General features: G+C 72.0%; 21 protein-coding genes and 1 pseudogene. 12 read left to right on the top strand and 10 right to left on the bottom strand.

What is annotated here, in order from left to right; translation table 11 throughout:
• The first annotated feature begins 100 nt into the window (after nucleotides 1-100).
• The 5 genes from BMH31_RS06740 to BMH31_RS06765 all read left to right on the top strand — a co-directional run bounded on the left by BMH31_RS06740 (nucleotide 101) and on the right by BMH31_RS06765 (nucleotide 6,417).
• On the top strand, nucleotides 101-958 hold the full coding sequence (locus BMH31_RS06740) for an IclR family transcriptional regulator (protein ID WP_099724522.1): 858 nt from the start codon (nucleotides 101-103) through the stop codon (nucleotides 956-958).
• 140 nt (nucleotides 959-1,098) lie between these two features.
• Nucleotides 1,099-3,300, top strand: a complete 2,202-nt coding sequence (gene katG / locus BMH31_RS06745) for a catalase/peroxidase HPI (protein WP_099724523.1) — start codon at nucleotides 1,099-1,101, stop codon at nucleotides 3,298-3,300.
• A gap of 195 nt (nucleotides 3,301-3,495) precedes the next feature.
• A complete protein-coding gene (locus BMH31_RS06750) occupies nucleotides 3,496-4,140 on the top strand; it encodes an aquaporin (protein WP_099724524.1) in 645 nt (214 codons plus the stop codon).
• A gap of 236 nt (nucleotides 4,141-4,376) precedes the next feature.
• Entirely contained in the window at nucleotides 4,377-5,771 is a 1,395-nt protein-coding gene (mtnC, locus tag BMH31_RS15715) for an acireductone synthase (RefSeq protein WP_168187904.1), read from the top strand.
• A 58-nt stretch (nucleotides 5,772-5,829) separates the two neighbouring features.
• Nucleotides 5,830-6,417, top strand: coding sequence for a cupin (locus BMH31_RS06765; RefSeq protein WP_099724525.1), 588 nt, complete (start codon nucleotides 5,830-5,832; stop codon nucleotides 6,415-6,417).
• Between the two features lie 100 nt (nucleotides 6,418-6,517).
• Here BMH31_RS06765 and BMH31_RS06770 read toward each other — a convergent pair whose 3' ends face one another.
• From BMH31_RS06770 to BMH31_RS06795, 6 genes are all read right to left on the bottom strand, one after another.
• Entirely contained in the window at nucleotides 6,518-6,916 is a 399-nt protein-coding gene (locus tag BMH31_RS06770; protein ID WP_099724526.1) for a hypothetical protein, read from the bottom strand.
• A gap of 32 nt (nucleotides 6,917-6,948) precedes the next feature.
• A complete protein-coding gene (locus tag BMH31_RS06775; RefSeq protein WP_099724527.1) occupies nucleotides 6,949-8,316 on the bottom strand; it encodes a dihydrolipoamide acetyltransferase family protein in 1,368 nt (455 codons plus the stop codon).
• A 9-nt stretch (nucleotides 8,317-8,325) separates the two neighbouring features.
• Nucleotides 8,326-9,327, bottom strand: a complete 1,002-nt coding sequence (locus BMH31_RS06780) for an alpha-ketoacid dehydrogenase subunit beta (protein WP_199068372.1) — start codon at nucleotides 9,325-9,327, stop codon at nucleotides 8,326-8,328.
• Nucleotides 9,324-10,511, bottom strand: coding sequence for a thiamine pyrophosphate-dependent enzyme (locus tag BMH31_RS06785; RefSeq protein WP_099724528.1), 1,188 nt, complete (start codon nucleotides 10,509-10,511; stop codon nucleotides 9,324-9,326). Before BMH31_RS06785 ends, BMH31_RS06780 begins: the two co-directional genes overlap by 4 nt.
• Before the next feature lie 69 nt (nucleotides 10,512-10,580).
• Nucleotides 10,581-11,687, bottom strand: coding sequence for a histidinol-phosphate transaminase (locus BMH31_RS06790; protein WP_099724529.1), 1,107 nt, complete (start codon nucleotides 11,685-11,687; stop codon nucleotides 10,581-10,583).
• A gap of 4 nt (nucleotides 11,688-11,691) precedes the next feature.
• The gene (locus tag BMH31_RS06795; RefSeq protein WP_099724530.1) at nucleotides 11,692-13,101 is read right to left on the bottom strand and encodes a hypothetical protein; all 1,410 of its coding nucleotides are present in this window, start codon (nucleotides 13,099-13,101) and stop codon (nucleotides 11,692-11,694) included.
• A 92-nt stretch (nucleotides 13,102-13,193) separates the two neighbouring features.
• Between BMH31_RS06795 and BMH31_RS06800 the strand changes: the two genes are divergently transcribed.
• Together BMH31_RS06800 and BMH31_RS06805 are read left to right on the top strand one after the other, a co-directional pair.
• Complete coding sequence (locus tag BMH31_RS06800) at nucleotides 13,194-13,607, top strand: phage holin family protein (RefSeq protein WP_099724531.1); 414 nt, start codon at nucleotides 13,194-13,196, stop codon at nucleotides 13,605-13,607.
• A gap of 4 nt (nucleotides 13,608-13,611) precedes the next feature.
• Nucleotides 13,612-14,124: a low molecular weight protein-tyrosine-phosphatase gene (locus tag BMH31_RS06805; RefSeq protein ID WP_099724532.1), complete on the top strand. Its 513-nt coding sequence runs from the start codon at nucleotides 13,612-13,614 to the stop codon at nucleotides 14,122-14,124.
• Between the two features lie 12 nt (nucleotides 14,125-14,136).
• On the opposite strand, the gene BMH31_RS06810 is transcribed toward BMH31_RS06805, so the two are convergent.
• Nucleotides 14,137-14,793 carry a GNAT family N-acetyltransferase gene (locus BMH31_RS06810; RefSeq protein ID WP_099724533.1) on the bottom strand — a complete coding sequence of 219 codons (657 nt, stop codon included), beginning with the start codon at nucleotides 14,791-14,793 and terminating at the stop codon, nucleotides 14,137-14,139.
• Nucleotides 14,794-15,230: 437 nt separating this feature from the next.
• Nucleotides 15,231-16,904 (bottom strand): annotated as a pseudogene (locus BMH31_RS06815) (amidase); the annotation flags it as partial.
• 98 nt (nucleotides 16,905-17,002) lie between these two features.
• On the opposite strand from BMH31_RS06815, the gene BMH31_RS06820 reads away from it, so the two are divergent.
• The 5 genes from BMH31_RS06820 to BMH31_RS06840 all read left to right on the top strand — a co-directional run bounded on the left by BMH31_RS06820 (nucleotide 17,003) and on the right by BMH31_RS06840 (nucleotide 21,526).
• The gene (locus BMH31_RS06820; RefSeq protein ID WP_099724535.1) at nucleotides 17,003-17,656 is read left to right on the top strand and encodes a TetR family transcriptional regulator C-terminal domain-containing protein; all 654 of its coding nucleotides are present in this window, start codon (nucleotides 17,003-17,005) and stop codon (nucleotides 17,654-17,656) included.
• Nucleotides 17,657-17,765: 109 nt separating this feature from the next.
• Nucleotides 17,766-19,151 carry an adenylosuccinate lyase gene (purB, locus tag BMH31_RS06825; RefSeq protein WP_099724536.1) on the top strand — a complete coding sequence of 462 codons (1,386 nt, stop codon included), beginning with the start codon at nucleotides 17,766-17,768 and terminating at the stop codon, nucleotides 19,149-19,151.
• Nucleotides 19,152-19,155: 4 nt separating this feature from the next.
• Nucleotides 19,156-20,022 (top strand): LssY C-terminal domain-containing protein, encoded by an 867-nt coding sequence (locus tag BMH31_RS06830; protein ID WP_099724537.1) that lies wholly within the window; start codon nucleotides 19,156-19,158, stop codon nucleotides 20,020-20,022.
• Nucleotides 20,009-20,575, top strand: a complete 567-nt coding sequence (locus BMH31_RS06835) for a hypothetical protein (RefSeq protein WP_099724538.1) — start codon at nucleotides 20,009-20,011, stop codon at nucleotides 20,573-20,575. Before BMH31_RS06830 ends, BMH31_RS06835 begins: the two co-directional genes overlap by 14 nt.
• A gap of 87 nt (nucleotides 20,576-20,662) precedes the next feature.
• Nucleotides 20,663-21,526 (top strand): siderophore-interacting protein, encoded by an 864-nt coding sequence (locus tag BMH31_RS06840; RefSeq protein ID WP_099724539.1) that lies wholly within the window; start codon nucleotides 20,663-20,665, stop codon nucleotides 21,524-21,526.
• 39 nt (nucleotides 21,527-21,565) lie between these two features.
• Here the strand turns inward: BMH31_RS06840 and BMH31_RS06845 are convergent, their stop codons facing one another.
• Both BMH31_RS06845 and BMH31_RS06850 read right to left on the bottom strand, forming a co-directional pair.
• Nucleotides 21,566-21,847: a hypothetical protein gene (locus BMH31_RS06845; protein ID WP_099724540.1), complete on the bottom strand. Its 282-nt coding sequence runs from the start codon at nucleotides 21,845-21,847 to the stop codon at nucleotides 21,566-21,568.
• Nucleotides 21,844-22,452 carry a hypothetical protein gene (locus BMH31_RS06850; protein WP_241898175.1) on the bottom strand — a complete coding sequence of 203 codons (609 nt, stop codon included), beginning with the start codon at nucleotides 22,450-22,452 and terminating at the stop codon, nucleotides 21,844-21,846. The genes BMH31_RS06845 and BMH31_RS06850 overlap by 4 nt, the downstream gene beginning before the upstream one ends.
• Nucleotides 22,453-22,472 lie beyond the last annotated feature (20 nt).

Genomic DNA, 22,472 nt, shown 5'->3' on the forward strand with positions numbered 1-22,472 from the left:
ATTGAGGCGGGCGCCAGGGTCCGTGAAAGCCACGGTACTGGTGGTGATCATTTGGTCAAAGGTTGTTGATGATATGGCAACCGAAGAGTACGCTGCCCGCATGAGCAGCACTGCAGCCGGCCCGCGCCGCAATACCTCGGGTCTGAGTCGGGACATCGAGATCCTCGAGCTGCTGGGCGGGGACGCGTCCTTCGCGAGCGGCGGGCTGGGCGTCACCCAGATCGCCCAGCGCACCGGACGCGACAAGGCGGTCGTCTCGCGGGCGCTCTCCACACTCGCCGACGCCGGTCTCGTCGATCGCGACGACGAGACGCTGCGCTACCTGCCGGGATCGCGCCTCTACGCGCTGGCCGCGCACTCGGCGCACGCGGCCCTGATCGCCGCCGCGCGGGGTGCGCTGCGGCACCTCGTGCAGACGACGCGGGAGACCAGCCATCTCTGCGTGCTCAGTGGCGGCAACGTGCTGACCCTGCTCAGCGAGCTGAGCCCCCACGAGGTGCGCACCACCGGCTGGGCCGGTACCACGACCGCGGCCTGGCGGACCCCGTCCGGGCGGGCGCTGCTGAGCGACTGGGACGAGGGATCGCTGGGCCGCTGGTACGCGGAGCACGGCAACGATCTCCCGCTCATGGGACCCGTCGATCCCGGCCGTTCGCGCAGCGGCTTCCCGGTTCCGGACGCGCCGCTGCCGGGCACCGCGCCCGCGGCCGACCTCGAGAGTCTGATCCTGGAGCTGCGGGGCGTGCGGGAACGCGGGTACGCGCTCTCGGCCGAGGAGCTCGAGATCGGCGTGGTGGCGGCATCGGCGCCCGTGACCGACTTCACCGGCCGGGTGGTCGCCGCGATCAACGTCAGCGCGCCCAAGGATCGGATCGGCGACCGGCTGCCGACGCTCGGCGCGCACGTGGCGAGCACCGCCCGCGAGCTCTCGGCGCGCCTCGGCGCGGCCCCGCAGTAGGCCGTCCGGGCTCCCGGACGCTCGGCGCGCCCGGGTCCCGCACCCGGCTTCCTTACGCCTCCGTAAGGAAGCCGGGCGGGTGTCAGACCCCCGTGCAAGACTGCGCACGACCCCGGTAGACACCCTCGAAAGGATCCGAAATGACCGACACCGCCGGCCAGTGCCCCGTCCCCCACGGCGCCCCCTCCGCCTCGCGCACGGCACCCACCAACGCTTCCTGGTGGCCCGACCGCCTGAACCTCAAGATCCTGGCGAAGAACCCGGTGGTCGCGAATCCGCAGGGCGCCGACTTCGACTACCGCGCGGCATTCGAGACCCTCGATCTGGCCGAGGTGAAGGCCGACATCGCCCGCCTGCTCACCGAATCGCAGCCCTGGTGGCCCGCCGATTTCGGCAATTACGGCCCGCTGATGATCCGCATGGCCTGGCACTCCGCCGGCACCTACCGCGTGTTCGACGGCCGCGGCGGCGGCGGAACCGGACAGCAGCGCTTCGCTCCGCTCAACAGCTGGCCCGACAACGTCGGCCTCGACAAGGCGCGCCGTCTGCTCTGGCCGGTCAAGAAGAAGTACGGCCGCTCGCTGTCGTGGGGCGACCTGATGATCCTGGCCGGCAACGTCGCGCACGAGCAGATGGGCATGCCCGTCTTCGGCTTCGCCGGCGGCCGCCCCGACGTGTGGGAGCCCGACGACGACGTCTACTGGGGCTCGGAATCGACCTGGCTGGGCGACGAGGGCCGTCTCGGCGCGGACGGCGCGCAGGAGCTCTCGAAGCCCCTCGGCGCGACCATGATGGGCCTCATCTATGTGAACCCCGAGGGCCCGCGCGGCAGCGGCGACCCGATCGCAGCGGCCCACCAGATCCGTGAGACCTTCGGGCGCATGGCCATGGACGACGAGGAGACCGTCGCGCTGATCGCGGGCGGTCACACCTTCGGCAAGACCCACGGCGCCGCCCCCGAGGAGGGCAGTGTCGGCGAGTCGCCCGAGGGTGCCCCGATGGAGCAGCTGGGCCTCGGTTGGAAGAGCAGCCACGGCTCCGGCAGCGGCAACGACACCATCGGCTCGGGCATCGAGGTCACCTGGACCTACCACCCCACCCGCTGGGACAACGAGTTCTTCCACATCCTCTTCGCCTACGAATGGGAGCTCGTGACGGGCGAGGGCGGCCACACCCACTGGCGGCCGAAGGACGGCGCCGGATCCGACATGGTGCCCATGGCGCAGGGCGAGGGACGCCGCGAGCCCCGCATGCTCACGACCGACATATCGCTGCGCGAGGATCCGATCTACCGCGAGATCTCGCTACGCTTCAAGAACGACCAGGAGGCCTTCACCGAGGCCTACCGCCGCGCCTGGTTCAAGCTGACCCACCGCGACCTCGGACCGAAGTCCCGCTACCTGGGCGCGGAGGTCCCGGCGGAGGACCTGCTCTGGCAGGATCCGATCCCCGCGCCGACGGGCCCGGCCCTCGGCGACGCCGACGTGGCCGATCTCGCTCGCCGCATCGGTGAGCTCGATCTCCCCGCGGCCGAGCTGGTGCGGGCCGCGTGGGCGGCGAGCTCGTCGTTCCGCGGCAGCGACAAGCGCGGCGGCGCGAACGGCGGACGGATCCGCCTCGAGCCGCAGCGCAGCTGGGAGGTCAACCGGCCCGCGCAGCTCGCCCGCGTGCTCGACGCACTCGACGCGATCAAGGCCGAGTTCGATGCCCAGGGCGGCCCGACGGTCTCGATCGCCGACCTGGTGGTGCTCGCGGGCAACGTCGGCGTGCAGCAGGCCGCCCGCGCGGCCGGGCACGAGGTCGAGATCCCGTTCACCCCGGGCCGCACCGACGCCTCGCAGGCGCAGACGGACGTCGAGTCCTTCGGGTTCCTCGAGCCCGCGGCGGACGGCTTCCGCAACTACGAGAGCGCACGGACCCTCGGCATCCCGGCTGAGCACCTGCTGCTCGACCGCGCCAATCTGCTGACCCTCTCGGCACCCGAGATGACCGTGCTGCTCGGCGGCCTCCGCGTCATCGGCACCAACTGGGACGACTCGCAGCACGGCGTGCTCACCGACCGCCCGGGCGCACTGACGAACGACTTCTTCGTCAACCTGCTCGACCTCGACACGCAGTGGCGCGCGCTCGACCCGCAGCAGCGCGCGTTCGAGGGCGTCGACGAGTCGAGCGGAGAGCGGCGCTGGACGGGCACCCGCGCCGACCTGGTCTTCGGCTCGAACTCCGAGCTGCGCGCCATCGCCGAGGTCTACGCGAGCGACGACGCCCAGACGCAGTTCGTGCGCGACTTCGTCGATGCTTGGGTCAAGGTCTCGAACCTCGACCGCTTCGACGCACGCTGACCCGCGACCGACCCGCAGTCGAAGCGTGGTCGAAGCGTGGTCGAAGCGCCTGACCAGGGGCCGTTTCCGAGCATTCGGAGGCGGCCCTCGGTCATGGGTGACGGTTCTGCGTCGATTTCGCCTCGGAATGCTCAGGTTTTGCCATAATGAACACAAACCTGGGGGAAACCTCTCGATTCCATGAAAGAGAGCACAATGACTGGCGTCCTTCGCAACGCAGTTTCTGAAGCACTCGCGACCCTGCTGTTCGTATTCACGATCATCGGCGCGATCAACAACGGCGGCGATTTCACGCCGCTCATCATCGGATTCACCCTGATGGTGCTGGTCTACGCGACCGGCCACATCTCAGGTGCGCACCTGAACCCCGCCGTCTCGCTCGGCGCGCTGATCCGCGGCGCCCTGAGCGTCGGCGACTTCGTCGTCTACATCGTCGCCCAGTTCGTCGGCGGCGTGCTCGGCGCCCTGCTCGCCTCCGCCCTGTGGAAGCGCCCGGACGCCGCGGTCAAGATCGAGACCGGCCCGGCATTCATCGCCGAGCTCGTCTTCACCTTCGTGCTCGTCTTCGTCGTGCTCAACGTGGCCACCTCGAAGGATAACGAGGGCAATTCGTTCTACGGCCTCGCCATCGGCACCACCGTGTTCCTCGGCGCCTCCACCGTCGGCCCCATCTCGGGCGGCGGCTTCAACCCCGCGGTGGCCCTCGGCCTCGCGGTGAATGGCAACTTCGATTGGGCCAACATCTGGCTCTACCTCCTCGCGCCGGCCGTCGGTGCGGTGCTCGCGGGCCTCGCGTTCCGCCTGCTCAACGCGCACGACCTCAAGAAGGTCGACGCCTAAGCACGACGCACCGCACCGCTCGCAGCGGTACGCAGAGGGCCCGCTCCGGTTCGCCGGGGCGGGCCCTTCGTCGAGCGCTGCGGCGCTGCAGCGTTGCGGCGCCGCGGCCCGCGCGGCCGCACGGCCCGCGCTGCCGCAATGCAACGTAATCCGGCGATCCCGTCCGGCGCGGCGCGCTTAGCATTGGCGGAAGTTCCGGACCCGGCCACGACGGCCACCGATCCCCAGGAGAGCGCATGACCGCCCCCACCCCGGTGACCGCCGACGCCGTCGTCGTCGACCTCGAGGGCACGACGAGCGCCGCGGGGTTCATCCTCGGCGACCTCTACGACTACGCCAGGCCCCGGCTCGACGCCGTGCTCGGCCGCGACGACCGCACGGTGCGCGAGGCGCGCGCGCAGGCGATCGCCGACGCCGGCCTCCGCACGGACGCGTCCGACACCGAGGTCGCGGACGCCCTGCGTACCCTGATGGACGCCGACGTGAAATCGACGCCGCTCAAGACGATCCAGGGCGTGATCTGGGCCGAGGGCTTCGCCGCGGGCGAGATCACCTCGCACTTCTTCGACGACGTGCCCCCGCGACTGCGCCACTGGCACGAACGGGGGATCCGCATCGCGGTCTACTCCTCGGGTTCCGTGGCCTCGCAGCAGCCCTGGTTCCGCAACGCCCCGCAGGGCGATCTCTCGGGTCTCGTCGAGGCCTGGTTCGACACGGTGAACGCCGGCCCCAAGAAGGATCCGGCCTCGTACGCGCGGATCGCCGACGCCCTCGGCACCGATCCTGCGCGGACCCTGTTCCTCACCGACCACCCCGAGGAGGTCGACGCGGCCCTCGACGCCGGCTGGCGGGTCGTCGCGCTCGACCGCGCGGGCGAGCCGTGGGCGGGTGCGGATTTCTCCGCCCCCGCGGTACCGCACTTCGACCGCATCGAGGTCGTCCCGGCGGACGCGTCCGCCGACGCCGACGCCGCTCCCACGGCGGGCGCAGGCGCCCCGTTCGTCCCAGCCGAGCGCCTGCGCGAGGCGGGCCGCGTCCTTGCCGCGGAGGCCGCGCGATTCTCGGACTTCGGCTGGATGCGCGGCACGGCGGGCAACCTCTCGGCGGTGGTGCACCGCGATCCCCTGCTGCTCGCGGTGACCGCGTCGGGCCTCGACAAGTCCGAGCTCACGGAGCGCGACGTCGTGCTCGTCGACGCCGCCGGCCGCAGCGCCGACCCCGCGGACGCGCGCAAGCCCTCCGCCGAGTCCGGCCTGCACGCCCACATCGCCGCGCGCACCGGCGCCGAGGCCGTGTTCCACGTGCACGCGCTCGACGCCGTGCTCGCCGCTCAGCTCTGGCCCGCGGGCGTCGAGATCAGCGACCTCGAGATGCTGAAGGGGATCGGGCACCCGGCCCACGACACGACCGTGCGGATCCCCGTCATCGCGAACCACCAGGACATGGCCGTCGAGGCCGCGCGCTTCGACGAGGTGTACGCGCCCGCGACCGACGGAATCCCCGAGGTGCCCGCGCTCATCGTGGCGGGACACGGCATGTACGCCTGGGGGCGCACGGCGACCGCCGCACGGCACCACCTCGAGATCGTCGAGTGGCTGCTGCGCCACGCGGTCGCCGCCCGAGGCCTGTGACGGCGCCCCGCCCGGGACGCCGCAGAACCCCAGACACCCGAACCCCGAGGAGGGACCGATGACGCTGCTCACGATCTGGAACGAGACCGATCCCGCGAACCCCGTGGTCGAGACCACCGACGAAACCGAGATCCGCGCGGCGCTGAACGCGCTCGGCGCGCGCTTCTTCCGCTGGGAGGTGAAGGACTTCGCCGACGACGCGAGCCTCGACGAGATCCTCGCGCTCTACGCCGACGAGGTCGAGCAGGTGAAGCAGTCGGAGGGCTACACGCTCGTCGACATCGTCGGCCTCAGCCCGGCGCAGGAGAACTACGACGAGGTCAAGGGTCCGTCGCGCGAGAAGTTCCTGTCGGAGCACCGGCACGACGACGACGAGGACCGCTTCTTCGCCAAGGGCGCGGGCGTGTTCTACCTGCACACGGGCGGGAAGGTGCACGCCCTCTACTGCGAGCCGGGCGACCTCGTCTCGGTGCCGGCGAACACCACGCACTGGTTCGACATGGGCACCGCACCCGAGTTCACCTCGATCCGCTTCTTCCACGACGAGGACGGCTGGGTCGGCCACTTCACGGGCAACCCGATCGCCGAGACCTTCGCGACCTTCGACCAGTTGCACGCCCGCCGGGCGGAGCTCGCCGCGGTCTGATCCGGCGGATCGCCGCACGGCACCGCGGTCCCGAGGACCGTCGCCGAAACGGGTCCGTCTCCGGCGCACCGGAGACGGACCCGTTCGCGTTCCGAGAGGGTCAGAGGATCATCGAGAACAGCACCGAGAACCCGAGCACGAATCCGGGCAGGCAGAGCACGGCGGCGACGATCCCCCACCACATGGCGCCCCATCGGCGCACCATTCCGGCCCAGATCGCCCCGAGCAGCGCGGACGGGAACAGCAGCAGGCAGGCGAGCCACATTCCGGCGAGCCAGCCGAGCCCGGCCCAGTTGTCGACGTTCACGAGGGCGCCGATCCAGCAAATCGCGAGCACCGCGTAGGGCAGGCCCACCATCCAGGCGGCCGCGGCACCTCGACGCAGCCGGCCTTCCGTCGCGTCGCGGGGAGGTTCCCACGACCCGTTCCAGCGCGCCTTCCGCCCGCGGCTCAACTGCTCGCGGTACTCGGGCGGCAGCGGCGGCTGCTCCCAGGTCACGAGTCCCGCCCCGCCCGTTCCGAATCCGCCGCTCAGTCCAGCAGCAGCGCGGGCTCTTCGAGCACCGAGGCGACGTCGGCGACGAAACGCGAGATGACATCGCCGTCGACGATGCGGTGGTCGAAGGATCCGCCGACCGTGGTGACCATGCGCGGACGCACTTCGCCGTCGACCACCCACGGCTTCTCGCGGATGGTGCCCATCGCCATGATCCCGCACTCGCCCGGGTTGAGGATCGGGGTGCCGAAGTCCATGCCGAACACTCCGATGTTCGTGATGGTGATGGTGCCGTTCTGCATCTCGGCGGGCTGGGTGCGCCCGTCGCGCGCGGTGATCGTGAGCTGCTCGATGGCCTTGGCCAGGTCGAGCAGGCTGAGGTCCTGCGCGTCCTTGATGTTCGGCACGACGAGACCGCGGGGCGTCGCCGCGGCGATGCCGAGGTTCACGAAGTGGTGGCGGATGATCTCGGTCTCGGTGAAGGTCGAGTTGACCTGCGGATTGCGGCGGATCGCCCACAGCATCGCCTTCGCGAAGATGAGCAGCGGCGAGACCTTGACCCCGGCGAAGTCGGGCGACGTCTTGAGCCGCTTCACGAACTCCATGGTGCGCGTCGCGTCGACATCGGTGAAGACGCTCACGTGCGGCGCCTCGAACGCGCTCTCGACCATCGCCTTCGCGATCTGCTTGCGCATGCCCTTCAGCGGGATCCGCTCCTCGCGGGCCTCGGCGGGCTCCGGCGTGGAGAGGTTGCGGAACAGGCTCGCCTGCGAGGCCTGGCGAACGACGTCGTCGCGCAGGATCTCGCCCGCGATCCCCGTGCCGTGCACCTCGGCGAGGTCGACGCCGAGATCCTTCGCGAGCTTCCGGATCGGCGGTTTCGCGATCACCGGGGCCGCGGCGGCGACCGGGATCGGAGCGGCGTTCACCGGAGCGGCGCCGGCGAGCAACGGCTCGCCGCCGCGGCGACGGCGCGACTTCACTGTGCCGGCGGTGCCGTAGCCGACGAGCACGGCTCCCCCGGCGTCCTCCTCGTGCTGCACGCTCGCGGCGGCGTCGGCCACCGCATCGCGGGTCTCGTCCGAGTCAGCGGGCGCGGCGGGAGCGGCCGCGGCGGCCGGGGCCGCAGCAGGAGCGGACGGCGCGGCCGGATCCGCTGCGTCGCCCGAGCGCACGCGTAGGATCGGATCGCCGACGGGCACCGTCTGGCCGACCTCGGCCAGCAGTTCGGTGACCTCACCGGCGAACGGCGACGGGAGCTCGACGAGCGACTTCGCCGTCTCGATCTCGCAGATCACCTGGTTCAGCTCGACGCGGTCGCCCGGGGCGACGTGCCACGTCACGATCTCGGCCTCGGTGAGGCCCTCGCCGACGTCGGGAAGGGGGAAGATCTGCTCGCTCATCGGGCTCTCCTAGTAGTGCATCGTGCGATCGACGGCTTCGAGCACGCGATCGGCATCCGGCAGATAGATTCCTTCGAGGCGCGCGGGCGGGAACGGCACGTCGTATCCCGAGACGCGGAGCACGGGCGCCTGCAGCGAGTAGAAGCACTGTTCGGCCACGTGCGCAGCGATCTCGCTCCCGACGCTCGCGTTGCCCGGAGCCTCCTGCGCGACGACGAGGCGGCCGGTCTTGCGCACCGAGGCGAGCAGCGGCGCGTAGTCGATGGGCGACACGGTGCGCAGGTCGACGACCTCGAGGCTCGTCCCCTCGGCCGCGGCCACGTCGGCGGCCTGCAGCAGCGTGGTCACCATCGCGCCGAAGCCGACCACGGTGCAGTCGGTGCCGGTTCGGGCGACACGGGTGCGGTGCAGTTCGCCCGGAGCGCCGGTCGGATCGACCTCGCCCTTCTGCCAGTACTTCGCCTTGGGCTCGAAGAACAGCACCGGGTCGTTCGACGCGATCGCCTGCTGGATCATCCAGTAGGCGTCGTTCGGGGTGGAGGGCGCGACCACGCGCAGGCCCGGGGTGTGCGCGAAGTACGCCTCGGGGCTCTCCTGGTGGTGCTCGACCGCACCGATGTGCCCGCCGTAGGGCACGCGGATCACGACGGGCATCGGCACGGTGCCGTCGTGCCGGCTCGTGATCTTGGCGAGCTGCGTGACGATCTGGTTGAAGGCCGGGAAGATGAAGCCCTCGAACTGGATCTCGATCACGGGGCGGTACCCGCGCATGGCCAGGCCAATCGCACTGCCCACGATCCCGGCCTCGGCGAGCGGGGTGTCGAGCACGCGAGCCGAGCCGAACTCGGCCTGCAGCTTGTCGGTGACGCGGAACACGCCGCCGAGCGGGCCGATGTCCTCGCCCATCAGCAGCACGCGCTCGTCGGCGGCCATCGCGGCGCGCAGCCCCTCGTTGATGGCGCGCGCCATCGGCAGCGTCTGCCGCTCGGTCAGCGTCTGAACGGCGCTCATGCGGTGCCCTCCTCGAACGATGCCTCGTAGCGCGCGAGCCAGTCGCGCTGCTCCTCGATCCGCGGGTGCGGCTCGGAGTAGACGTGGGCGAACATGTCGTCGGCGTCGGGCGCCGGCAGGGTCAGGATCGCGTCGCGCACCCGCTTCGCCTCGGCGTCCGCCTCGGCCGCGGTCTGCGCGACGAACGCGTCGTCGATCAGCCCGCGGTCGCGCAGGTAGCGCTCGAAGCGCTCGATCGGGTCGCGCTGCTGCCAGGCGGCGAGCTCCGCGTCCTCGCGGTACCGGGTCGGGTCGTCGCTCGTGGTGTGCGCGCCGATGCGGTAGGTGAGCGCCTCGATGTAACCGGGGCCGCCGCCCGTGCGCGCCTCGCGCAGGTAGCGGCGCCCGACCGCGTAGGCGGCGAGCGGGTCGTTGCCGTCGATCTGCACGGCGCGCAGGCCGAAGCCGAGCGCGCGACGGTACAGCGGCGTGCGCGACTGGCGCTCAACCGGTACCGAGATGGCCCAGCGGTTGTTCTGCACGACGAACACCTCGGGGGTCTGGTAGCTCGCGGCGAAGATCATCGCCTCGTTCGCGTCGCCCTGGCTGGTGGTGCCGTCGCCGTAGAACACGAGCGTCGCCTCGCCCGTCTCGGTGGCCTCCTCGCCGGCGTCCATCGAGGTGACGCCCGCGCGGCGCTTCGCGTCGAGCAGCTGGCCGAGCGCGTTGCCCGTCGCGTGCTGGGTCTGGGCGCCGAGCACGAGCGTGTAGAGGTGGAAGTTGCCGTTCGCCGGGTCGGTGACGTCCCAGCCGCCGTGGGTCAGGCCGCGGAACTGTGCCGCGACCTGGAGGAATCCGACACCGCGGATGCGCGCGATGGCGTGCTCGCGGTAGGCGGGGAAGATGTGGTCCTGCGGCTCCGAAGCGCGGGCGATGCCCACCTGGCAGCCCTCCTGCCCGACGCTCGGCACCCAGAGCGCGAGCTGCCCCTGGCGCTGCAGGTGCGTGCACTCGGTGTCGAAGGCGCGGGTCGCGACCATGTCGGTGTACCACTGCCGCAGCTCGTCGTCGGAGACGCTCTCGAGCTCGGCGGCGTACTCCGCGGCGGTTTCGGACGGCGCGAACCGTCCGTCCTCGTCGAGGAATCGGATCGGTTCGGGGTCGGCTCCGCTGTGCAGCGGGCTCGCGCTGATCTGTTCGGCCATCGTTCCGAGTGTAACGAGGCCGCATCGCGAATCGCGGATATGTTCGGGGCGTCCCGCCAGCCCCGCGCACTACCGGGCCGCGAGGGACTCCCGCACGATCCGGATCACGACGGGCAGGCTCTCGGCCTCCGCGACCGTGATCCGCACGCCAGCACCCGGGAACGGACGCACCAGCGTGCCCTCGGCGGCGAAGGCGGCGGCGAGCTCGGCCGCGCTCTCGACACCACCGGGCCCCTCGGGGATCCAGACGAAGTTGCCCTGCGCGTCCGGGATCGCGAGCCCCAGCTCGCGCAGACCCGAGACGAGCTCGGCGCGACGGGCGACGAGCACCTCGATGCGGGCGGCGAGTTCGGCTCGGGCGTCCGGCTGCAGCGACGCGAGCGCGGCCGCCTCCGCGACGCCCGTGACCGAGAGCGGGATCGCGGTGACCTGCGCGGCGGCGAGGATCGCCGGGGCGCCGACGGCGTAGCCGATGCGCAGGCCGGCGAGCCCGTACGCCTTGGAGAAGGTGCGCAGCACGACCAGGTTGGGATGGTTCGCGAGCACCTCTTCGCCGCGAACGGCCTCCGGGTCGGTGACGAACTCGCGGTAGGCCTCGTCGAGCACCACGAGGGTGTCGGCGGGCACGCGCTGCATGAAGCGCTCGAAGTCGGCGCGGCGGATCGTCGGACCGGTCGGGTTGTTGGGCGTGCAGAGCAGCACGATGCGGGTGCGCTCGGTGATCGCGTCCGCCATCGCGTCGAGGTCGTGCTCGGCGTTCTCGGTGAGCGGCACGGGCACCGAGACGGCGCCCGAGTTCAGGCCGAGCGAGGGGTACGCCTCGAAGCTGGGCCAGGCGTGCAGCACCTCGTCTCCCGGCGCCGCGGCCGCGGCGACGAGCTGGAACAGGATCGCGACGGACCCGGCCGCGAGGTGCACCCCGTCGAGCGAGACGCCGAACTCCGCAGCGAGCGCGGCACGCAGCTCGGGCATCGCGGCGGCGGCGTAACGGTTGACCGCGGCGGGGTCGGAGAGCACGTCGATGACGGCCTGCAGCGGCGGGAAGGGGTTCTCGTTGCTCGACAGCTTGAATCCCGGTCGGGTGGGCGCCGCGCCCTGCCGGTAGGGCGGCACGGTGAGCACGTCGGCCCGCAGGCGGACCGGAGGACGGGGGGCTGCGGACGCGGCTTCGCTCATCCCCTCAGTTTAGTGAGAGCCCCAGGCCGACCCCGGCGACGATCGCGCCAACCGCGGCGATCCCGATGGAGGCCGCAGCGATGCGGCGGGCGGTGCGGACCGCCTCGGCCGAAGGGAGCCGATCGGCGACCAGTCGGCGTTCCTTCGCCTGCGCGAGCGCGACGAGCGGCGGGCCGGCGAACACGGCCATGATCCCGAATGCGGCGCAGGCGCCGATCACCGAGTCGACATGCCACTCCTGCGCGTGCCCGAGGACGCCTCCGCCTACCGAGAGGGTGAGCACGACCCCGAACAGTGCGGCGAACACCCCGACGCCGAGCCGCCCCCATCCGGTGTTCGCCTCCTTCTGCTTGGTCCTCGCGATCATGCGCAGCGTCGAGGCGGAGTGCAGGCCTTCGAGCCGGCGCTCGTCGGCTCGGGAACCGAACAGGATCGCGAGTTCGGCGACGAGCAGCCCGAACAGCGGCACCCCGATCGCGAACCAGTGCGTGGCGACGCCCCACAGCGGCCACGGGAGGCAGACGAGGGCGAGCGGTACGGCGAACCGCAGCCTCGGCGCCCGCTCCCAGGTCCTGCGGAACTCGACCCGCGAGGCCGCGCGCATGCTGCCGAGCAGGATCACGAAGTTCTTGATCATCAGGACCACGAGGAAGAGGAGGGCGAGCGGGAGCGCGAGCGCGACGGTGCTCCAGATCGCGAACGCCGGGATCCAACGGCGTCGTACCCAGATGGTCTCGCGGAACGCCCACGCGGCGGCCGAATCGGTCGGGTCGGCCGCGAGCGCCGACCGGATCAGCCGGGTCGCACCGATGTCGGTCCGAGCTCCGAACGCGGCCTGCTGGAGCAGGAGCACGGGGTCGCCCGGGTCGATCGCGAGGCCCGCCCGCACCAGGCGAGCGGCCTCCGCGCGATCCTTGATCTCGCCCATGACCGCGGCAGCAGCGCTGAGCGCACCCGGATCGCTCGGCGAGAGCGACACCGCGGTCTGCGCATGCTGACGGGCCAGGTGGAAGGCGCCGGGCTGCCGCCGGCCCACGCCGGCCTCGGCGCGCGCGAGCAGCAGGTGCGCCCCGGCGTTCCAGGAGTATCGCGCCACCACTCCGCGTGCGAGGTCCCGGGCCTCCTCGAAGCGCTCCTGGTCGAGCAGGATCCGGACGAGGGTCACGGGCAGCAGGCCGTTCTCGGGGTCGAGCCGGATCGCGGTGCGCGCCGCGTGCTCGGCCGCACCGAGGCGCTTGCGCGCCAGCTCGATCTCGGAGAGCAGGTCCCAGAGCCGCGGGTCCTCGGGGAAGCTCGCGAGACCGGTCCCGCACTCCTCGGCGGCCTCGTCGAGGCGACGGAACTCCTGCAGCATCTCGACGCGCTTCGCGACGTCGCTCGCGGTCGTCCCGCGCTCGCTCATCGGGTCCTGCATGCGGCGGCGATCCTCTCGTGGTCCTCGGGCCAAGGATAGGAGGCTCGCGTGGTTCCCGGGCGGATCCGGGGCCAGGGTGCGAGAATCGTCCCATGAGGATCATCGCCCGCATCATCGTCTGCGCGTTCGCGCTGTGGCTCACCACGCTGATCGTGGGCGGCAGCGGGGATCACGGCGTCTGGGTCGAGCCCTACGCCGACGATTCGAGCGCCCGGGTCATGAGCTTCCTGCTCGTCGCCCTCATCTTCGGCATCGTGAACGCGACGCTCGGCACCGTCATCCGCATCGTGTCGATCCCGCTCCGGATCCTGACCCTGGGCCTGTTCGGCCTGATCATCAACGGATTCCTGCTGCTCGTGGTGGCCTGGTTCGCGAACGCGATCGGCTGGGGCCTGCACGTCGACACCTTCTGGTGGGGCGTGCTCGGTGCGCTGGTGCTCTCGATCCTGTCAGGCATCATGAACGGGATCCTCGGCACCGGCAAGCGCGCGGACCGGGATCGCTGAGCCGATGGCCGGGTCGACGACCGGGGCGGCCGTCACCGCTCCCCTGCGCGTCTGCTTCGTCTGCACGGGCAACATCTGCCGTTCGCCCATGGCCGATGTGGTGTTCCGCGCCCTCGCCGAGCGGGCGGGATCGGGCGACCGCTTCGCCGTGACCTCGCGAGGAACGGGCGACTGGCACGTCGGCCAGCAGGCCGATGCGCGCGGACGCGACGCCATGCGGCGGGCCGGCTACGACGGTGAGGCGCACCGGGCCGCGCAGCTCGCGGCCGCCGATGTCGCGGGGAACGACCTGCTCGTCGCGCTCGACCGGGGGCACGCGGAGGCGATGCTCCGGCTCGGTGCGGACCCGGATCGCGTCGTGCTGCTCACCGAGTTCGATCCCGAGCACCCCGAGGATCCCGACGTGTTCGACCCCTATTACTCCGAGCAGCCCGTGTACGACCGGGTGCTCGCCCAGGTGGAGCGCTCCTGCGCGGTGCTGCTCGAACGGCTCGACGGCGGGCGCGCCGGCGCATAGGGCGTCGACGGCTCAGGCCGCGCAGCCCGAGGTGTCGCCCGGTGCGGCGCCCGCTTCGGCCCCTCCGGTCCCGGCGTAGCTCGCGACCGGCAGCAGGTCGGCCCAGCCGAGGCGCAGGTAGAGCGCTCGGCCCTCGGGCGACGCGATGAGCGCACCGGCGTCGGCCCCGCGCGACACCGCCCAGTCGCCGAGCGCGTCGACGACCCGCCGTCCGAGCCCCCGGCGGCGGAACCGCTCGTCGGTCGAGATGCGGTCGAGCACCGCGAAGTCGCCCGCCAGGCCTGCCGTGCCGCGAGCGGCCTCGACCCCGTCCACCATGAGCGAAACGGTCGCGACGTCGCCCCGCTCCTCGAGGATCGCGTCGCGGTCGCGCGGCATCGCAGTGAGCCGCGCGGTCATCATGGTCTCGACGCGGGACACGCTCCGCAGTCCGCCGAGCTCGGCGGCGACCTCCGCGTCCGGCTCGCCGAGCACGGTCAGCCAGCGGCGCGGGCCGTCGGAGCGCGCGACGAGGCGACGCGCCTCCTCGGGCGACGGGGACTCGACGACGCGCTCGACCTCGCGGTGCTCATCGCCGATCCGCACCAGCCAGGCGGCTCCGTCGCGCTCCAGCGGCTTCTCGCGGCACGCGGCCCAGCCCTCGGCCCACCGGTCGACCATCAGCGACATCGCTGCTCCCCTCGCTCGTCTGCAGCGAGCCTACGCTCCGCGGCATCCGACGGCACGGCTCAGAGGATCCCGCCGACCGCCCCGCACCAGCCCGCCTGCCCGGCGCCCGCGCGGCTCCCGATCACCGAGACCAGCGAGCCGTAGGGCTCCCGCCATTCGCTGTGCCGGTGCGCGTGCTGATCGGCGGCGATCGCGTGCCCGCCGATCCAGCCGTCGGCCGTGCGCTCGACGGGAACGAGGGCACCGTCGACGGCGACCTCGATCCACTCGGCGTCGCTCCGCACGCGGACCTCCACCGCGGGCGCGCGACCCTGCTCGTCGGCCTCCGATCCGTCGCCCACCAGGCGCAGCGCGACATCGAGGGTCGGCGCGGCGGCGAGCGCACCGCCTCCGGGCCGGGTTCCGGTCGGGATCGGTCCCGTACCCGGTTCCCCCGTGAGCGCCGGGGTGCGCTCGGGCGCCGCGCGCAGCGACGTCCCCGTCTCGAAGGCCCCCGCGAACGCGATGAGCCGCCAGTCGTCGTACGCTCGGCCCGCGAACGTGAGCCCCACCGGCATGCCGGTGCTCGCCATGCGCCCCATGGGGACGGTGGCGGTCGGGATCCCGTAGTGCCGCGGGACGAGGCCCCCGTTCGAGACGCCGACGCCGTTCGTCCAGGCCTTCCGGTGCTCGTCGTGATCCCGCTCGGCGTCCTCGCGGCTCACGTCGGCGGCCGCGGGGAACACGAGGGCGTCGAGGCCCTGCGCGGTCATCCATTCCTCGAGGTCGATGCGGCGCGCCGCTTCGAGCCCGCGCACCCCCGCTTCGAGGTGCGCGAAGTCCTCCAGGCGCTCGGGGAGCCCGCGCCGCGCGATCTCGACGTACTCGGCCATGTCGATGTCGTAGACGGGATCGTAGACCTCGAGCACGTCGGCGACCGTTCCGGTCGGCACGGGGTAGATCCGCGGCCCGTCGGCGTCGACCAGGCGGTGCAGCCCGGGATCGCCGTTCGCTCGGAGGAAGTCGTCGAAGCCCCACGCCTGCAGGTCGTGCACCTCCTCGCGCAGGTACTCCTCGGGCCACAGGCCGCGCTCGACCGGGGTCCGGGCACCCGGGCGATCCCGTTCGTAGTTCGACACCGCGGGGAAGTCGCACTCCACCACCTCGGCGCCGAGACCTTCGAGCGCGCGTCGCGCGCGCTCCCACAGCGCGAGCACGTCGGGGTGCGTCTCGATCGGCACGTCGGCGCCCGCGTCGCGACCGATGTACATGCGCGGCACCCCGAGTCGCACGCCGCGCAGGGCGCCGTCGTCCCTCAGCCGCGCGAAGCGTTCGGGCCGCAGCTCCGACGGCCGGGGCAGCGCGATCCAGCGCTGGCTGCGCCAGAAGTCGCCGCGCGTCTCGGAGTCGTCGACCACGAGCAGGTCGAGCACCTCGAGCAGGTCGGCCACGGTGCGCGTCTGCGGCACCACGACGTCCATCGTCGGGGTGAGCGGCCAGTTGCCGCGGGTCGAGATGACCCCGCGCGATGGAGTGTAGGCGACGAGGGCGTTGTTCGATGCGGGGGCGCGGCCCGACGACCAGGTCTCCTCGCCGAGGCCGAAGGCGGCCATGCTCGTCGCGGTCGAGACGCCCGATCCGTTCGAGGATCCCGACACGTAGGCTGCGGCGAGGTAGTCGGGGTTGTAGGGACTCTCGGCTCGGCCGTACACGCCGCGCTGCATGCCGCCGTTCGCCATCGGCGGCATGTTGGTGAGGCCGAGCAGCACGGCACCGCCCGCGCGGAGCCGTTCGACCGCGAAGGCGTCGTGCTGCGCGATGAGACGGGCGAAGGCCGGGGATCCCGCGGCGACGGGCAGGCCGCGAGCGAGGTAGCTGTCCTTCGCGGTGTAGGGGATCCCGTCGAGCGGACCGAGCAGCTCCCCCGCGGCGCGGCGCTCGTCGGATGCGCGGGCGGCGGCGAACGCGCCGGGATCCAGCACGGGGATCGCGTTGAGCCGCAGCCCGTGCCGGTCGTAGCCCCCGATGCGCCGCAGATACTCGTGCACGAGGCCGACGCTCGTCACCTCGCCGCCGTCCAGCGCGCTCCGCAGCTGCTCGATCCCGGCCTCGACCACATCGATCCGCTCCACACCGGCCTCCTCGCCCGCCCGACGTTATTGTCACCCCTCACAATAACGACTGCGCGGCTCGAGTCCAACACCGATCCCGCCCGGCTAGGCTGACCGCCATGGCCGTCGATCCCTCCCAGCCCCGCGCACGGCGCATGCGTCCGGAGGATCGCCGCGAGCAGATCGTCGCAGCCGCACGCGCGCTCGCCCTCGAGGAGGGGCTCGACGCGATCTCCCGGCGCACCCTCGCAGCGCGGATCGGGGTCGCCGCCGCGCTCATCGGCCACTACACGACCTCGATGGAGGAACTGGTCGCCGAGACCTTCACCGCCATCAGCGCCCGCGAACTCGCCGAGGTGCGCGAACTCGCCACCGCTCGCCCCACACCGACCGCGGCCCTCGCGGCGACCCTCGCCACCCTGCTCGGCGGCGAGCGCGACGACGTCACGGCCGTGTGGGCCGATGGTTGGAGCCTCGGTCGGCGATCGGCGCCCCTCGCCGGGGCCGTGCTCGAGCAGCTGATCGCCTGGGAGCGCCTCATGAGCGGAATCCTGCGCGACGGCGTCGCGGCCGGCGAGTTCCGCTGCGCCGCCCCCGAGGCGCTCGCCCGCGAGGTGATGGGCATGATCGACGGCCTGAACGCGCAGGCGCTCGTCCGGCGCCGGGCGGGCGGCGATCCCGGCGAATCGGAACCGCGCATCGATCTCGTCGCGGCCGTGCTCGCGACCGAGCTCGGGATCCCCCGGGAGGCGCTCGGACCGCGGCCCGCCTGACCTTCGGCCCCGGCCCCGGCCGCACGCGCGCGAATCGGGGCGGGGCCGGAATCGGACATGGGAGAATGGTCGGAGCAGCGCACGCCACCGACTCGGGAGAACGCCGAACATGACCTCGCTTCCCACGCAGCCCATCAGCCCGCTCGACGGCCGCTACCGCTCCGCGGTCGCCGGTCTCGGCGACTTCCTCTCGGAGGCGGGCCTGAACAAGGCCCGCGTGCACGTCGAGGTCGAGTGGCTCGTCTACCTGACCGAGCACTCGCTGCTCGGCGCGACTCCGCTGAACGCTGACGAGGTCGCCGAGCTGCGCGCCTGGGCCGCGGACTTCGGCCAGGCCGAGATCGACCAGCTCGCCGAGACCGAGCGCACCACCCAGCACGACGTCAAGGCCGTCGAGTACCTCGTGCGGGGCAAGCTCGACGAGATGGACCTGGGCCGCCTGGCCGAGCTCACCCACGTCTGCTGCACGAGCGAGGACATCAACAACCTGTCCTACGCCATCACGGTCAAGCAGGCGGTCGCCGAGGTGTGGCGTCCGAAGCTCGAGTCGGTCCTCGTGGAGCTGGCTCGCCAGGCCGAGCAGTACCGCGAGCTCCCGATGATGAGCCGCACCCACGGCCAGCCCGCCACCCCGACCACGCTCGGAAAAGAGATCGCGGTGTTCGTGCACCGCCTCTCGCGCCAGGTCGCGCAGCTCGACCAGATCGAGTACCTGGGCAAGTTCTCGGGCGCCACGGGCACCTGGGCCGCGCACCTCGCCGCCGATCCCGACGCCGACTGGCTCGCGATCTCGCGCGAGTTCGTCGAGGGCCTCGACCTCGACTGGAACCCGATCACCACCCAGATCGAGTCGCACGACTGGCAGGCCGAGCTCTACAGCCGGATCGCCCACGTCAACCGGATCCTGCACAACCTGGCGACCGACATCTGGAGCTACATCTCCATCGGCTACTTCCGCCAGATCCCCGTCGAGGGCGCCACGGGCTCCTCGACCATGCCGCACAAGGTCAACCCGATCCGTTTCGAGAACGCCGAGGCGAACCTCGAGCTCTCGAACGCGATCCTCGACTCGCTCGCCGAGACCCTCGTGACGAGCCGCTGGCAGCGCGACCTCACCGATTCGTCGGCGCAGCGCAACATCGGCGTCGGCCTCGGCCACTCGGTGCTCGCGCTCGACAACATCCTCAAGGGCCTCGGCCAGATCGACGCGGCGCCCGAAGCGCTGGCCGCCGACCTCGACGCCAACTGGGAGGTGCTCGGCGAGGCGATCCAGACCGTGATCCGCGCCGAGGTCACCGCCGGCCGCTCCACCATCAAGGATCCCTACGCGGCGCTCAAGGAGCTGACCCGCGGCCGCCGCATCGGCCAGGCCGAGCTCATCGAGTTCGTCGAGGGTCTCGAGATCGGCGACGCGGCCAAGCAGCGCCTGCTCGCCCTGACCCCCGCGACCTACACGGGCGCGGCAGCGCAACTGCTCGACCTGCTCCGCGGGTGACGCCATGACGGCGGGCACGGAGAACGGGGCGCCCCGGCGCCGCAGGTTCTCCCTGCTCGCCGTCGCCGACGAGTTCTTCTTCATCTTCGCCGGGATCGCGGCGATCTGGCTCGCCTGGCTGCTGCTCTCCGAGAGCTTCCACCTGGGCTGGTGGGGGATCCTCGTCTTCGTCGTGTTCTGGGGCATGCTCGCCTACCTGGTGCTCCCCCGGATCCACCGCGTGCTCACGACGATCTACGTGCCCGACTACTTCATCGGCCGCACGCGCACGAGCGACGGCCTGCTGGGCGATCCCGTCAACCTCGCGCTGCAGGGCGAGGAGGCGCAGCTGCACGCCGCGATGCTCGCGGCGGGCTGGACCCGCGCCGATCCCGTCACCGCACGCAGTTCGCTGCGCATCGTCACCTCGACGCTGAGCCGGCGGAGCTACCACGAAGCCCCGGTCAGCCCGCTGTTCCTGTTCGGACGGATCCAGGACTTCGCGTATCAGCAGGAGGTCGCGGGCAACCCGGCCAAGCGGCACCACGTGCGGTTCTGGCGCACACCCGACGACTGGCTGCTGCCGGGCGGCGCCCGCGTCGAATGGCTCGCCGCGGGCACCTTCGACCGCGCGGTCGGGCTGTCGCTGTTCACCCTCCAGGTGACCCACCGCATCGACGCCGACATCGACATCGAGCGCGACTTCATCGTGGGCTCGCTGCGCGGCGTCTCCCCCGGGGTCGAGCTCGAGATCCTGCGCGACTTCTCGACCGGCTACCACTCGCGCAACGGCGGCGGCGACAGCGTACGCACCGACGGACACCTTCCCGTGGTGGATCTGCGCGGGCTGCCCGCCGACGGCGAAGGAGGTGCGACCGATGCACCGCGATGAGCCCCGCAAGCGCGCCTCCGTCGAGTCCCCCGCGCCGCTCATCGCGCGCGAGGTCGCCATAGCGCCGCAGTCGCGGCGACCGGGCACCACGGCGCTCGGCGCCGGCCTCACCTTCGCCCGAGCACTCGTCGGGGCGTCCTGGCTCGGCGCGTACGCGCTCGTCTGGCGCGAGATGGGCGCCGAGTTCGACCTCGATACGGACGAGTCGCGGATCCTGCTCTGGCTCGTCCTCGGCTTCGGCGGCATCGGTGTGCTGGTGCTCCTCGTGCTCGCCGTGCTGATCTGGCGGGGCAGCAACTTCGCCCGGGTCGTAACGATGGCGGGGCTCACGGCGAGCATCATCACCGCGGCCGTCGACTACTTCCGCGCCGGCCAGGAGATCACGATCAACACCTCCCTGCTGACGGTCGCGCTCGACATCCTGGTGCTGCTCGCGCTGTCCGGCCGCGACGCGCGCGCGTGGGCGCGCGGCTCGCGCGTCCGGAGGCGGCTCCGGCGCGAGGCGAAGCGCGATGCTCGGAACAGCCCGCAGTCGGCGGCGTCCGAAGCCTGAGAGCCTTCGATCAACTTCATCAGATGATTGCTTCCCGGGTGCGCCTGGGCCAAGCTGGTAGGACACCGCCGAAAGGATCTGCTGCACATGTCGGAGTCCCAGGACACCACCGCTCCCGCCCGATTCGCCCGCGAGGGGAAGCGGCACCGCTTCACCGCACGCACGGGCACCGTCTCGGCCGTCAGCCGCCCGGTCGACGCCTTCGTGCGGGTGACGCTCACCGGCCCCGACTTCGCCGACTTCGTCTCCACCGGCCCGGGCGATCACGCCCGCGTGTTCTTCCCGAACCCCGCGACGGGCGAGTACCTCGCGCCGAGCCCGGCCGGACCGGACGCGGACGGCATCGTGCGGCCCGATGGTCCGATGTTCGCGCGCGATTTCACGCCGCTGAACGTGCGCCGCGACCCCGAGACGGGTGAAGTCTCGGTCGACCTCGATTTCCTGCGGCACCAGGATCCCGGCCCCGCAGCCGCCTGGGCCGAGACCGCCGGGGTCGGCGACACGATCGTCGTGGTCGGCCCGCGCGGTTCGCACGGGATCCCCCACGGCGTGCGCCGCGTCGTGATCGTGGCCGACGGCTCGGCCCTGCCGGCCGCGGCCCGCTGGGTCGCCGAGCTGCCCGCCGACGTCGAGATCGAGGTGATCGCCGACGTGCCGCCGGCCGATCTCGAGTGGGTCGACGAGTACCTGCGCCTGCAGGGCGGCCGCGAGGTGCTCGTCTCCGAGGTGTTCGGCGGCCTCGACGATGCCGTGCGCGACACCGGCGTCGACGCCGAGACCTTCGTGTTCGGCGCCGGCGAGGCATCGCGCCTCGTCCCGCTGCGCCGCTTCCTCAAGTACGAGCTGCAGCTGCCGCGCGAGCAGTACGGGCTCAGCGGCTACTGGAAGCGCGGCATGGTCGCGTTCGACCACCACGCCCCCATCGATCCCGAGGATCCCGACGAGGAGTAGGCGCGAGCGGGGCGGCCTTCGGGCCGCCGCGCGTACGCCCTAGTGCCAGACGTCGTCGGGGTGCTGCAGGTCCTTGCGCGCGGCCTCGTCCTCTGCACTCGGCTTGCCGCCCAGGCCGACGAGCGCCACGACCATCACGGTCACGATGAACGCCGCGCCGGCGAAGATGCCCGCCAGGGCGATCTCGCGCGTCGCCATGAGGACCACGAGTCCGGCGAACACCGCGAGCACCACGGCGAAGCCGATGAGCTCGAGCGGCTTCAGCCGGTCGCGACGCGAGGGATCGACGGGCTGCTTCGAGGAGGATTCGGGCTGGGTCATGCTGTGGGTCCTTGCGTGAGGGCGTCCGCGGGTGCTCCGTCTGCTGCGGCCCCGCGCGAGTCGAATGCCGAGATGCCGAGGAACACGCCGCAGACGACGGCGTACCCCCCGAAGAAGCCGATCACCGCGACCGCATCGTCACGAGAGAGGAAGACGAGAACCGCCAGGAGCGTCGAGAGCAGGACGGCGGGGAGGCCCGCGGCCGGCGTCTGCGTGGCCCGGAGCACGGTGGTGAGCTGGAGCAGCGCCACGAGGATCGCCCACGCGGCGACGACGAGCGCCATCGCGAGCGCCTGATCCGCGAACGGGAGCACCGCGAGGAGCAGGCCCGCGGCGAACGTCACGCCGAACTGCAGCACGGCGGTGCGCGCGAGGGCGGGATTCGTCCGCGATGCGCCGGCCTCGCACGCCCACGCCAGGCCGAGCACGATGAGTGCGGCGACGACGAGCCAGCGGTCGAATGCCGCCTGCTCGTGCAGGGTCGCGCTGAACGCGATCGCGAAGCCGATGACGAGCAGCACGCCCGCGCGGACGAACCGCGCGGCGCGAAGGCTTCGATCGGCCGTCTCCGCTTGGAGGTCTCCCTCGTTCACCGCAGCTGCCACGCGTTCTTCCCGCCTTTCAG

Source organism: Leucobacter sp. OLIS6, assembly GCF_002752355.1.
In the GTDB taxonomy this organism is placed as follows: domain Bacteria; phylum Actinomycetota; class Actinomycetes; order Actinomycetales; family Microbacteriaceae; genus Leucobacter.

Excerpts from the sequence above, each read along its gene's own strand:
- BMH31_RS06740 (WP_099724522.1), top strand. The coding sequence starts at position 101 with ATGAGCAGCACTGCAGCCGGCCCGCGCCGCAATACCTCGGGTCTGAGT.
- katG (WP_099724523.1), top strand. The coding sequence starts at position 1,099 with ATGACCGACACCGCCGGCCAGTGCCCCGTCCCCCACGGCGCCCCCTCC.
- BMH31_RS06750 (WP_099724524.1), top strand. The coding sequence starts at position 3,496 with ATGACTGGCGTCCTTCGCAACGCAGTTTCTGAAGCACTCGCGACCCTG.
- mtnC (WP_168187904.1), top strand. The coding sequence starts at position 4,377 with ATGACCGCCCCCACCCCGGTGACCGCCGACGCCGTCGTCGTCGACCTC.
- BMH31_RS06765 (WP_099724525.1), top strand. The coding sequence starts at position 5,830 with ATGACGCTGCTCACGATCTGGAACGAGACCGATCCCGCGAACCCCGTG.
- BMH31_RS06775 (WP_099724527.1), bottom strand. The coding sequence starts at position 8,316 with ATGAGCGAGCAGATCTTCCCCCTTCCCGACGTCGGCGAGGGCCTCACC.
- BMH31_RS06780 (WP_199068372.1), bottom strand. The coding sequence starts at position 9,327 with ATGAGCGCCGTTCAGACGCTGACCGAGCGGCAGACGCTGCCGATGGCG.
- BMH31_RS06785 (WP_099724528.1), bottom strand. The coding sequence starts at position 10,511 with ATGGCCGAACAGATCAGCGCGAGCCCGCTGCACAGCGGAGCCGACCCC.
- BMH31_RS06790 (WP_099724529.1), bottom strand. The coding sequence starts at position 11,687 with ATGAGCGAAGCCGCGTCCGCAGCCCCCCGTCCTCCGGTCCGCCTGCGG.
- BMH31_RS06795 (WP_099724530.1), bottom strand. The coding sequence starts at position 13,101 with ATGCAGGACCCGATGAGCGAGCGCGGGACGACCGCGAGCGACGTCGCG.
- BMH31_RS06800 (WP_099724531.1), top strand. The coding sequence starts at position 13,194 with ATGAGGATCATCGCCCGCATCATCGTCTGCGCGTTCGCGCTGTGGCTC.
- BMH31_RS06805 (WP_099724532.1), top strand. The coding sequence starts at position 13,612 with ATGGCCGGGTCGACGACCGGGGCGGCCGTCACCGCTCCCCTGCGCGTC.
- BMH31_RS06810 (WP_099724533.1), bottom strand. The coding sequence starts at position 14,793 with ATGTCGCTGATGGTCGACCGGTGGGCCGAGGGCTGGGCCGCGTGCCGC.
- BMH31_RS06820 (WP_099724535.1), top strand. The coding sequence starts at position 17,003 with ATGGCCGTCGATCCCTCCCAGCCCCGCGCACGGCGCATGCGTCCGGAG.
- purB (WP_099724536.1), top strand. The coding sequence starts at position 17,766 with ATGACCTCGCTTCCCACGCAGCCCATCAGCCCGCTCGACGGCCGCTAC.
- BMH31_RS06830 (WP_099724537.1), top strand. The coding sequence starts at position 19,156 with ATGACGGCGGGCACGGAGAACGGGGCGCCCCGGCGCCGCAGGTTCTCC.
- BMH31_RS06835 (WP_099724538.1), top strand. The coding sequence starts at position 20,009 with ATGCACCGCGATGAGCCCCGCAAGCGCGCCTCCGTCGAGTCCCCCGCG.
- BMH31_RS06840 (WP_099724539.1), top strand. The coding sequence starts at position 20,663 with ATGTCGGAGTCCCAGGACACCACCGCTCCCGCCCGATTCGCCCGCGAG.
- BMH31_RS06845 (WP_099724540.1), bottom strand. The coding sequence starts at position 21,847 with ATGACCCAGCCCGAATCCTCCTCGAAGCAGCCCGTCGATCCCTCGCGT.